Annotated in this window: 8 protein-coding genes and 1 pseudogene; 5 read left to right on the top strand and 4 right to left on the bottom strand. The window is 63.9% G+C overall.

Going from position 1 to position 11083, the window contains the following annotated elements:
* Nucleotides 1-272: 272 nt before the first annotated feature.
* The 4 genes and pseudogenes from HKD46_RS17870 to HKD46_RS17855 all read left to right on the top strand — a co-directional run bounded on the left by HKD46_RS17870 (nt 273) and on the right by HKD46_RS17855 (nt 5001).
* Nucleotides 273-1806, top strand: a pseudogene (locus HKD46_RS17870) (transglycosylase SLT domain-containing protein).
* Nucleotides 1807-1977: 171 nt separating this feature from the next.
* Entirely contained in the window at nt 1978-2943 is a 966-nt protein-coding gene (locus tag HKD46_RS17865; protein WP_010674916.1) for a tripartite tricarboxylate transporter substrate binding protein, read from the top strand.
* A 57-nt stretch (nt 2944-3000) separates the two neighbouring features.
* Nucleotides 3001-3462, top strand: a complete 462-nt coding sequence (locus HKD46_RS17860) for a tripartite tricarboxylate transporter TctB family protein (RefSeq protein ID WP_005300329.1) — start codon at nt 3001-3003, stop codon at nt 3460-3462.
* Nucleotides 3463-3471: 9 nt separating this feature from the next.
* Entirely contained in the window at nt 3472-5001 is a 1530-nt protein-coding gene (locus tag HKD46_RS17855) for a tripartite tricarboxylate transporter permease (protein WP_171865754.1), read from the top strand.
* A 137-nt stretch (nt 5002-5138) separates the two neighbouring features.
* Here the strand turns inward: HKD46_RS17855 and HKD46_RS17850 are convergent, their stop codons facing one another.
* The 4 genes from HKD46_RS17850 to HKD46_RS17835 form a co-directional block, all read right to left on the bottom strand.
* Nucleotides 5139-5804 (bottom strand): response regulator, encoded by a 666-nt coding sequence (locus HKD46_RS17850; RefSeq protein WP_161469885.1) that lies wholly within the window; start codon nt 5802-5804, stop codon nt 5139-5141.
* Nucleotides 5805-7388, bottom strand: a complete 1584-nt coding sequence (locus HKD46_RS17845; RefSeq protein ID WP_161469886.1) for a sensor histidine kinase — start codon at nt 7386-7388, stop codon at nt 5805-5807.
* A complete protein-coding gene (locus tag HKD46_RS17840) occupies nt 7385-8596 on the bottom strand; it encodes an ROK family transcriptional regulator (protein ID WP_029314606.1) in 1212 nt (403 codons plus the stop codon). The genes HKD46_RS17845 and HKD46_RS17840 overlap by 4 nt, the downstream gene beginning before the upstream one ends.
* 104 nt (nt 8597-8700) lie before the next feature.
* Complete coding sequence (locus HKD46_RS17835; protein ID WP_161469887.1) at nt 8701-10368, bottom strand: methyl-accepting chemotaxis protein; 1668 nt, start codon at nt 10366-10368, stop codon at nt 8701-8703.
* A 128-nt stretch (nt 10369-10496) separates the two neighbouring features.
* Here HKD46_RS17835 and HKD46_RS17830 point away from each other — a divergent pair, with 128 nt between their 5' ends.
* Nucleotides 10497-10952 (top strand): YchJ family protein, encoded by a 456-nt coding sequence (locus HKD46_RS17830; protein ID WP_081844109.1) that lies wholly within the window; start codon nt 10497-10499, stop codon nt 10950-10952.
* Nucleotides 10953-11083 lie beyond the last annotated feature (131 nt).

Here is an 11083-nt window from a genome sequence, read left to right as displayed (position 1 = left end):
AGGACAGGCGTGAATGAAGTCGAGAGCTTGGTCGATACGCATAAAAAAATCCGAAACCCAACAAGGAGTTTCGGATTCTTACACAGCCTGAGGATCGGTCAATGGATCCTTAACTGATCGGCATTAGAGCCTCGGGGCTCCTTTTTTCATGGGCGGGCACTCCTGGATGGAATAGTGGAAATCGTGCTATGGGGCCATCTCTATCAAACCCAATAAGCTAAATCACCCACAAGGCGCCACTTACACTCAATAAAACGAGCGAGGTGTAAGTGATGAAACGCGCATGGATGGTCGTGATCTGGTGGTTCTGCTCCCTGACGCCAGCCTGGGGGGCCGAATCCGGCAAGCAGGTGGCCCCCGAGGCAGAGACGGAGAAAAGCGCCCTGAGCTTTGAGGGGGACGAGCTTGCCAGACCCAGGCTGGGAGATCTCGACGTCATGCTGGAGCAGCGCACCATCCGAGTGCTCACCACCTACAACAAGACGGGGCTCTTCATCACCAAGGGCGTGCAGCGGGGCGTCACCTACGATGCCTTCATGTAGGTGGAAAAGCGTCTCAACGAACAGTTGCGCAAGCAAAAGGCGATCAAGCGCCACCTCAAGGTGCACTTCGTCTTCATTCCCGTGGCCCGGGAAGCGCTGCTGAGCTCCCTCATCGAGGGCAAAGGCGACATCGCCGCCGCCAATCTCACCATCACGGACAAGCGCAAGAAGCAGGGTATCGCCTTCACCGATCCCCTGCTTGAAAACGTGCGGGAGCTGCTCGTCTCCGGCCCCCTCTCCCCCAAGGTGGAAAGCGCCGCCGATCTCGGGGGCCAGCGCGTCTTCGTGCGCCCCTCCTCCAGCTACTACGAGTAGCCTCATGGCCTACAACCAGGCCCGCAAGTCGGCGGGAGAGCCCCTCATCGACCTCCAACCCGCCTCGGAGGTACTCGAAGATGAAGATCTGGTGGAGATGGTGAACGCAGGCCTGCTCCCCTTCATCGTCATGGACGAGCACAAGGCCCGCTTCTGGCAAAAGATTTTCCCCGGAATCACCATTCACGACGCCCCCGTGTTCCGGGAAGGGGGCGTCATCGCCTGGGCGGTGCGCAAGGAGAGCCCCCAGTTGCTCGCCATGCTCAACGAGCAGATCAAGGCGCTGCGCGGCAAGGCGACGGGGGATGAGATCCTGGCCCGTTATCTCAAGCAGAACAAGTTCGTCAAAAGCGCCGCCGCCGAGGCGGAGCGCAAGAAATTCCTGCAGGTGGTCGAGCTGTTCCGTGAATATGGCGAACGCTATGACATGGACTGGCTGCTGATGGCGGCCCAGGGCTACCAGGAGTCCGCCCTCAACCATCATGCCCGTAGCCATGTGGGCGCCATCGGCATCATGCAGATCATGCCCGCCACCGGCAAGGGGCTGAAGGTCGGCGACATCCGCCAGCTCGAGCCCAATATTCACAGGGGCGTCAAATACATGCGCTGGATGATCGATCACTACTATGCGGACGAGCCCATGACCGCCCTCGACAAGGCCCTCTTCTCGTTCGCCTCCTACAATGCCGGCCCCGCCCGGGTAGCCAGGCTCCGTGCCGAGGCCAGGAAACGGGGGCTGGATCCCAACGTCTGGTTCCACAATGTCGAGTACGTGGCGGCGGAGAAGATTGGCCCCGAGACGGTCACCTATGTGGGCAACATCTATAAGTACTACATCGCCTACAAGCTGGTGATGGAGCAGGTGGCTCTTCGCCAGCAGGCGAGCGATGCCCTGAAACAGGAGGCGAAGGAGGACGTCAGCACATCGGCGGCGAAACCGACCCAGTGATCCTTGCCGGACGAGGCGCCCATGGCGCCTCGTCTCTGTGCACATCCTTCTGTGGCCCGTGACCAGAATGAACACAATGGGCACAACAGCCTTAATAGCCATTACGGTCAGATTGTTTTCCAATCAGACATGATTAATTAACCTTCCTGCAACAATCACAAGGAGATCACCATGTTGCAAGGAACCCTCAAACGCACCCTGATCGGTAGCCTGCTCGCACTGAGCGTCGGCGCCCACGCCCAGATCAACGAAGTCCACTTCCTGATCCCGGGCGGCGCTGGCGGCGGCTGGGATACCACGGCCCGCGGCACCGGTGAAGTGCTGGCCAAGTCCGGTCTGGTCAAGACCGTCTCCTACCAGAACATGTCCGCCGGTGGCGGCGCCAAGGCCATCGCCCACCTCATCGAGACCTCGGCCCAGTCCGACAAGACCCTGATGGTCAACTCCACCCCCATCATCGTCAAATCCCTCTCCAAGGAGCTGCCCCAGTCCTTCCGTGACCTGACGCCAGTGGCCGCCATCATCGCCGACTACCAGGCCCTGGCGGTGAAAGCGGACTCCCCCTATCAGAACTGGGCCCAGCTGCTGGCCGCCTACGAGGAGAACCCGGCCAAGGTGAAGATCGCCGGAGGCTCCGCCCGTGGCAGCCTGGATCACCTGGTCGCCGCCCTGACCTTCAAGAACGCCGGAGCCGACGCCAGCAAGCTGCGCTACGTCGCCTACGATGCCGGCGGCAGTGCCATGGCCGCCGTGCTGGCCGGAGAGACCCAGGCCATCTCCACCGGCTTTGGCGAGGCAATGGAAGCGGTCAAGTCGGGCCAGATGCGGATCCTCGGGGTCACTTCCGACAAACGCCTGCCGGGGGCGGAGCAGATCCCCACCTTCAGCGAGCAGAACAACCCCACCGTCTTCGCCAACTGGCGCGGTTACTTCGCCTCCCCCACCATCAGCCCGGAGAAATCCGCCGAGTTTGCCGCCCTGCTCAAGCAGATGTACGACAAGCCGGAGTGGGAAGTGGTCCGCAGCCGCAACAGCTGGACCAACCTCTACCAGTCAGGTCCCGAGTTCACCGCCTTCCTCGACGGCCAGGAGCAGCAGATCGGCGGCCTGATGCGCGAGCTCGGCTTCATCAAATAACCCTCGCTGTCCCATCGCAGGCGGGCGCAGGCCCGCCGCTCATGTTGGAGTCAAAAGATGAACATTACCAAGGAGCGACTGGGGGGCCTGCTGTTTCTGCTGCTTTCCCTCGCCTATGGCTACTACGCCACCGAGATACCGGGCTACCCCGGCGACGAATACGAACCCTTCACCGCCAGCACCCTGCCCTATGCCCTGGCAGGGATCGGGGCGCTGCTCTCCCTGCTGCTGGTGCTCTTCCCCGGGGGCGAGCCCCTGCGCCGGGAAGAGGGGGACTGGCGCCGGGTCTTCATCCTGCTCGGGCTCATGGTCATCTACGGACTGGGGCTCACCTGGTTTGGCTTCGTGCTCTCGACCATCGCCTTCCTGAGCGTGGGCATCCGGGTACTCGGTGAGCCCAGCCTGCGCTACGGCCTGATGATCAGCGTCCCCTTCTCCATCGGCTTCTGGGCCCTGCTCACCAAGGGGCTCAACGTCTATCTGGAGCCGGGTCGCCTGTTCACCCTGCTCGGTTTCTAAGGAGTCACCATGTTAGACGGAATCTTGCAAGGACTCGGCACCGCACTGCTGCCGGTCAACCTGATGATGGTGGTGCTTGGCTGCTTCATCGGCACCTTTATCGGCATGTTGCCGGGCCTTGGCCCGGTCACCGCCATCGCCCTGATGATCCCCATCACCTATGGCCTGGATCCGGCCTCCGGCATCATCTTGATGGCGGGGGTCTATTACGGCGCCATCTTCGGGGGCTCCACCTCCTCCATCCTGATCAACGCCCCCGGCTGCTCCGCCACCGTGGTCACCGCCTTCGACGGCTATCCCCTGGCCTGCAAGGGACAGGCGGGCAAGGCGCTGGCCATCGCCGCCTACGCCTCCTTCACCGGCGGCACCCTCTCCGCCATCATGCTGATGGTGGCGGCGCCCCTGCTCGCCAAGGTCTCCCTCTCCTTCCAGTCGGCGGACTACTTCGCCCTCATGGTGCTGGGCCTCTCCGCCGTGGCGGCCTTTGCCGGCAAGGGGCAGGTGCTCAAGGCGCTGATCATGGCGCTGTTCGGCATCATGATCTCCACCATCGGCATCGACCGCAGCGTCGGGGTGGACAGGTTCACCTTCGGGTTGCCGGATCTGCGTGACGGCTTCTCCTTCCTGCTGCTGGCCATGGCCACCTTTGCCCTCGCAGAGATCCTGATGGCGGTGCTGCGCCCCGGCAAGGACAACAGCGAGGAAGAGGCCAGGCAGATGCAGCAGCTCGGCAGCCTCAAGCTCAGCAAGGAAGAGGTCAGGGAGATCGCGCCTCCCATCGCCCGATCTTCGGTGCTGGGCTTTCTCATCGGCGTGCTGCCGGGAGCCGGTGCCACCATCGCCGCCTTCATGGCCTATGGGGCCGAGCGCAACATCGCCGGCAAGCAGCGCCAGGAGCAGTTCGGCAAGGGCAGCCTGCGCGGCCTGGCCGCCCCGGAAGCGGCCAACAACGCCGCCTCCACCGGCTCCTTCGTGCCCCTGCTGACCCTGGGGATCCCGGGCTCCGGCACCACGGCCCTCATCCTGGGCGCCCTGGTGGCCTACGGCATCCAGCCGGGCCCGCGTCTGTTCATGGAGCATCCGGACGTCTTCTGGTCGGTGATCATCTCCATGTATCTGGGCAACGTGGTGCTGTTGATCCTGAACCTCCCCCTCATCCCCTACCTGGCCCGGGTACTGGCGGTGCCGCGCCCCGTGCTCATCCCCATGGTGCTGCTGTTCTCCCTGACCGGGGTCTATCTGGTCTCCTTCAACACCATGGACATCCATGTGATGGCCATCGTTGCACTGCTCGCCATCGGCCTGCGCCTGCTCACCTTCCCCATGGCCCCCATGCTGCTCGGCTTCATCCTGGGGGGCATGCTGGAGGACAACCTGCGCCGGGCCCTGGTGATCAACGACGGCAGCCTGAGCTTCCTGTGGGAGCGCCCCATCACCCTCGCCTTCACGGTGATCACCCTGACCATGTTGCTGCTGCCCGTCTGGCAGTGGTGGCAGGCTCGCCGGGCCCCCAAGGGGGAGCCTGCCACCAGCCACTGAATCGATGATCCTCTGCCACCTCTGAACCCTGCCCATAACGCGCAGAGACCTTGATGCCCACGGGAAGCAAACCCTGATAAAAAGAGCGCCGAAAGGCGCTCTTTTCTTGTCTGGACAGCAGGTTCCGGGCGACCGGATCACGGCTTGCGGTAACGCCGCTCCGGCCGCCCGACGGTGCCATATTCGAGCTCTGGGCTCGCCAGTTGCTGCCCCACCAGAAATTCCAGATAGCGGCGCGCCGTGGTCCGGCTCACCCCTATCCGGCTGCCTATCTCCTCGGCACTGGCGGCCTCCGGAGTCAGGGCCGTCAGCACCCGCTGCAGGGTGAGAGCATCGATGCCCTTGGGCAGTCCCTCTGCCGCCACCTGCTGCAACGGCGTACCGAACAGGGTGTCCACCGCCTGCTGGTCGATGTCGGCCAACGCCGCCAGGGCGGCGATGCTCTGACGGTACTTCTCCAGGGTGCCGCGCAGCCGCTCGAACACCACGGGCTTCAAGATGAAATCCACCACCCCGAGGCGCATCGCCTCCTGCAGGGCAGCAGCTTCCCGCGCCGCGGTGAGCAGGATCACATCCAGACTCGCCCCCGCCTGGCGCAGCTCTCTCAATAGCGAGAACCCCTCTCCATCGGGCAACCAGACATCCAGCAGCACCAGATCGGGCCGGAGGATCCCTATCTGCTCCCTGGCATCGAACAGGGTCAACGCTACCCCCAGCACCTCGAAACCGGCGAGGCGCTGCACGAAGCGGCGGTGGATCTCGGCAATGGCGGGATCATCCTCGACGATCAGGATCTTGATCACTCACACCTCCTTGGGAATGTAACAGACGACGCAACTTCCCTGCGTCGTGGCTTCGATGGTGATCTCCCCCTGCAGGGCATCCAGGGTCTTGCGCACCAGGGAGAGCCCGATACCGTGTCCTGGCTCGGGCTTGCTGCTGACCCCCTGTTCGAACAACCTGTCCGCCAACTGCGGGTCGATGCCGCCAGCCCCATCCTCCACCTCCAGCACCAGATCCTGCCCCAGATCGCTCAGGGAAACCCGGATGGGCTGATAGGGCGCACCGTGGCGGCGGGTCGCCTCGAAGGCGTTGTCGATGAGATTGCCCAGCACCGTTACCAGCTGGGAACCGCTGACACGGGCAGGAATGTCGTGCAGACAGGCATCGGGATCGATCACGAGCTCAAGACCGAGCTCGTGGGCCCTGTGGTATTTGCCGAGCAGCAACCCCGCCACCTTGGGTTTGGCGATGGCCCCCATCAGGAAGCCGAGCAGGGTCTGCTCGGTGGCCGCCTCCCGCCCGATGAAGGCGAGCGCCTCCCGGGTGGCCCCGAGTTCGATGAGGCCGGCGATGGTCCCGAGCTGGTTGTTGTGCTCGTGGGTCTGCACCCGCAGCAGATCGCTGTAGGCCTGCACCTGGGAGAGCTGGGCACTGAGTTCCGCCAGCTCGTCCTTGCGCCGAAAACTCGACACGGCGCCGATCAGCTTGCCCTCGCGCACCAGCGGCAAGCGGTTGACGATGAGGGACTGGCCGTTGAGCACTATCTCCTCGTCAAACTGGGGGGTCTGCTCTTGCAGGATGGAGAGCATGCGACTGCCCGGCAGCAGGTGACCGATGGGCTGTCCGATGGCGCTCCTGGCGGTGGTGTCGTCCAGGCGCAGCAACTTGATGCCGTTGGGGTTCAGGGAGGTGAGGCGCCCTTGCTCGTCGATGGTGAGGATCCCCTCGCGCACCGTGCGCAGGGTACAGTCGAGCTCCGCATAGAGACGCCCCATCTGCTCGGGTTCAAAGCCGAAAATCGCCTTCTTGTAGCGCCGGGCCAGCCAGGCGGCGGCGACACTGTTGAGCAGCACGATGAGCAAGGTCATGGCCAGGCCAAAGCGCAAATAGCCCTGCAGATCCGCATCGATGTCCCGCACCAGATAGCCGACCGACACCACCCCGATGATCTTGCCCATCTCGTCCCGGATGGGCCCCTTGCCGCGCACCGAGACCCCAAGGGACCCTTGGGCCCTGGAGATATAGGCTTCTCCCTGCAGGGCACGCTCGGGATCATCCCCCACCATGGCTTTGCCAATCCGGTCCGCATTGGGGTGCACCAGGCGGCGTGCCTGCCTGTCCCCGATGACGATGTAGCTGGCCCCGACCTCGGCGCGGATCCGCTCCACCAGGGCATTGAGGCGGACCGTATCCGCCCGCTTCACCCCGGCGATGACGCCGGACTCCCGCGCCACCAGCCGTGCCACATCCAGGGCCTGATCCCCCACCTCACGGTAGCGCTGCTCGGCGACATAGTAGTAGCTGGCCCCGCTCAGCAACACCAGTTGCAACAGACTGACCAGACAGAGAATGAGCAGGAAGCGTCCTTGCAACCCGAGCCTCATGCCTCCTTGTCGCCTCGCAACAAGTCGAGCAGCAGACTGCCATCGCGCAGGGCCTTGTGCACCTGCACCGAGGTGGGTTTGGTGGGATCTTCGTAGAAGTGGGTGGATTCAATCTGCAGGCGCACCAGGTACTCGGCGGGCAACTGGCTTGCCAGGGACTGGTGCAACATGGGGAAGAGCAGTCGATCGGCCCGGGTGATCTCCCCCCCGAGCAGCAGCTTGCCCGGGTTGAGCAAGCAGATGAGGTTCGCCAGCACCCGGGAGAGGCGGCCCGCCGCCTGGTGCAGGATGTCCTGACACAGGCTGTTGCCCGCCAGCGCCAGCTCACACAGCTCGCGGATGGTGACGCTTTCGGGCAGATCGAACTCCTGCATCCGTTCGCGCAGCTCCCGATATTGCGCCTCCAGCGCCTGATTGGTCACGAGGGTGCAGGCGCAACCGAAGCCACCGCAGTAGCAGCGCTGGCCATAAGGTTCGAGCTGCAGGTGGCTGAGATCCCCGAGCAGAGCCGACTCGCTCTCGATGAGCTGGCCATTGACCACCATGCCGACCCCGATGTCGTTGTGCACGAACACCAGCACCGCATCCGAGCAGTTCCTGGCGGCGCCCCACTCCCGCTCGGCCTGGATCCAGGTGCGCACGTCGCCGCTCACCAGCACGGGTACCGAGAAGGCCTCCTGCAGGGTGGGACCGAGGGGCCAGTTGCGCAGATCGTAATAGGGAAAATGCTTGACCATGCCGGAGTGGCGCTCCACCTGGCCGGGCAGGCAGAGGGCGATGCAGGCCAGACGCAGCGCCTTCTTGGGCAAAAAGCCCTCGATGGCCCGCACCAGGCTGGCCAGCAGCTCGGCACGCTCCGCCTCGTTGAAGACATGGCGATGGCGTGCCAGGGAGTGACCCGCGAGATCGAACAGGGCCATGTCCACATAGCCGCGCCCCAGGCGCATGGAGAGAAACTGGAAGCGGCGCTCGTTGATGCGCAGCAGGGTCTGGCGACGGCCACGCCCCACCGAGCTCTCGCCGCAGGTGACCACCAGGCCGCCGTCCAGCAGCTCGCGGGTGATCTTGGTGATGCTGGCCGGCGACAGGCCGGTCAGACGGGACAGATCGGTACGGGACAGCTCCTTGTGCTCCTCCAGGCTGGCATACACCAGGCCGTAGTTGAGCTGACGGATCAAATCGATACTGCCTTTCACGATCTCATTCATAGGGTTGGGGCTAACGAAAGGAACGAATGGCGCGATTTTCACACATTCTGCGCCGATCCCCAAATTTGCCGTCTGGAAATCCTGTCCAGACGGCAAAAATGTGATTAGTAACGGAAGCGGGAGACGAGTTGGCGCAATTTGTCACCCGTGCCTGCCAGGGCGCGGGTGGTGGTGCTGGACTCCCCGGACGCCTCGGTCAGCTCGCTGACGATCTGCTGGATGGCCACCAGGTTCTTGTTGATCTCCTCGGAGACCGCGTGCTGCTCCTCGGCGGCCGTGGCGATCTGGATGTTCATGTCGTTGATGGTCCCGACCGCCGCTACCATGCTGTCCAGGGAGCTGGCGATGTGGCTCGCCTCCTGCACCGTCTCCTGGCTGCGTGCCTCGCTGGCCTGCATCACCTCCACCGCCTGCTTCACCCCGCCCTGCAGGCGCTGGAGCATCTCGTTGATCTCCTTGGTGCTCTGCTGGGTACGGCCCGCGAGGGATCGCACCTCATCCGCCACCACCGCAAAGCCGCGCCCCTGCTCGCCCGCCCGGGCCGCCTCAATGGCGGCGTTGAGGGCCAGCAGGTTGGTCTGATCGGCGATGCCGCGAATGACCTCCACCACGGAGCCTATCTTGCCGGTCTCGTGGGCGAGCTGCTCGATGACCCCGGCCGCCACATGCACTTCGTCCACCAGCCGGTTGATGCTGCCGATGGCGCTGTTCACCACGCCGCGGGCCGCATCGGACTCGCGGGCCGCATCGCTGGTGGCGCTGGCGGCGTTGGAAGCGCTCGCCGCCACCTCCTGGGCGGTGGAGCTCATCTCGGTCACCGCGGTCACCACCTGATCCGTCTCCTTGCCGTGGCCCTGCATCTGCCTGTCCGCATGCTCGCTCAGGCTATGCAGCCGATCCACGGCCCCCAGCAACTGGTGGCTGGTCTCCCCCACCTGGCTCACCACCGACTGGATCCGCTCGACGAAGCGGTTGAAGGCGGCGGCCAGCTGCCCCACCTCGTCCTTGCTCTGCACCTTGAGGCGCTGGGTCAGATCCCCGTCCCCGTCGGCGATGTCGTTGAGTGCGGCAACCGCATCCGCCAGCGGGCGGGTGACCCGGTTGCCGATCACCACGGTGGCCGCCAGGGTCACCCCCAGGATCACCAGGATGAACAGCACCCCGGTTTTCAGGGAGCCATACATGGTCTCCTCCCGCTCGCTGCGCAGGGTTGCAAGCTCATTGTCGATGTCGTCGATGTAGAAGCCCGTGCCCACGACCCACTGATACTTGTCGAGCACCAGGTTGAAGGAGAGCTTGGGGGCATCCCGCCCGATAGAGGGCTTGTTGGTCCAGTACTCCGAGAAGCCATCTCCTTCCCGCGCCGACTTGATGATCCCCTGAATGAGGAAGGCACCCTTGGTATCCTTGTCCTGCCAGCGGTTCTTCCCCTCCATCTCGGGCCGGGTCGGCAGCAGCACGGTATTGCCCTGATAGTCGTAGACGAAGAAGTAGCCGTCGCTGCCATAGCGCAGCGGCCGCAATATCTCCTTCACCTGCTGGCGCACTTCGGGGCTGTCAGGCTTGCCGTAGCTGCTCTCGATGGCCGTCTTGGCCAGCATCAGATAACTGCTGAGCAGCGCCTTGCGCTCCTTGATTGCCCTCTCCCGCGCCACCACCAGATCCGATTCCAGATCGCTCCTGGCCACCAGGTAGTTGCTGAGATTGACCACCAGGGCCATCAGCAGCACGGGGATGGCCCCCAGTAACAGGATCTTCTGCTTAAGTGTCATTGTGTCACCCTTTGTGCTGTGTTCATTGCTGCATGATGTCTGCCTAAACGGCATGGGAAGCTGGCCGAAAGGGAAGTGCGTTCGCTACAATCCCGCCACCTTTAATTATCGACCAGATGAGCTGACTCATGAACCTATGTCCTTGCGGTTCCTCTCTTTTTCTTGCCAAGTGCTGCGGTGTACTCCACGCAGGCCAGCCCGCCGCCACCCCGGAGCAGCTGATGCGATCCCGCTACAGCGCCTTCATGCTGGGATTGGGAGAATATCTGGTACACAGCTGGCACCCGGACTATCTGAACGGACTGACCGCGGCCGACCTCTCATCGACCGACACCCGCTGGGATGGCCTCGAGATCATCGCCAGCCAGGGCGGCCCCGATGACACCCTCGGCATGGTGGAATTCAAGGCCTGGTTCCTGGAGGGGGACGAACGTCACTGCCTCCATGAGCGCTCCCGCTTCGTGCGCCATCAGGGGCGCTGGGTCTACACCGACGGCGAGCAGGATCCGGCGCCGCTGCGGGTCGGGCGAAACGACCCCTGCCCCTGTGGCAGCGGCAAGAAGTTCAAGAAGTGCTGCGGCTGAGGTTTCCCCCACGCCGCCCTCTGGCCAGCCCCCGGGCTGGCCTTCTCCCCTCCCGTCATGCTTTCCCCTGCCCGCCTCGACGGTGACGTGAGGTTCATCACATTTCGCTCATCGCCTCACACTTAATGAGC

It is taken from the genome of Aeromonas sp. TW 6 (assembly GCF_013168745.1).
Lineage (GTDB): Bacteria > Pseudomonadota > Gammaproteobacteria > Enterobacterales > Aeromonadaceae > Aeromonas > Aeromonas caviae.
The sequence above is the reverse complement of the archived record's forward strand: the minus strand, read 5'-3'. Positions and strand labels throughout refer to the sequence as shown.

Excerpts from the sequence above, each read along its gene's own strand:
- HKD46_RS17865 (WP_010674916.1), top strand. The coding sequence starts at position 1,978 with ATGTTGCAAGGAACCCTCAAACGCACCCTGATCGGTAGCCTGCTCGCA.
- HKD46_RS17860 (WP_005300329.1), top strand. The coding sequence starts at position 3,001 with ATGAACATTACCAAGGAGCGACTGGGGGGCCTGCTGTTTCTGCTGCTT.
- HKD46_RS17855 (WP_171865754.1), top strand. The coding sequence starts at position 3,472 with ATGTTAGACGGAATCTTGCAAGGACTCGGCACCGCACTGCTGCCGGTC.
- HKD46_RS17845 (WP_161469886.1), bottom strand. The coding sequence starts at position 7,388 with ATGAGGCTCGGGTTGCAAGGACGCTTCCTGCTCATTCTCTGTCTGGTC.
- HKD46_RS17840 (WP_029314606.1), bottom strand. The coding sequence starts at position 8,596 with ATGAATGAGATCGTGAAAGGCAGTATCGATTTGATCCGTCAGCTCAAC.
- HKD46_RS17835 (WP_161469887.1), bottom strand. The coding sequence starts at position 10,368 with ATGACACTTAAGCAGAAGATCCTGTTACTGGGGGCCATCCCCGTGCTG.
- HKD46_RS17830 (WP_081844109.1), top strand. The coding sequence starts at position 10,497 with ATGAACCTATGTCCTTGCGGTTCCTCTCTTTTTCTTGCCAAGTGCTGC.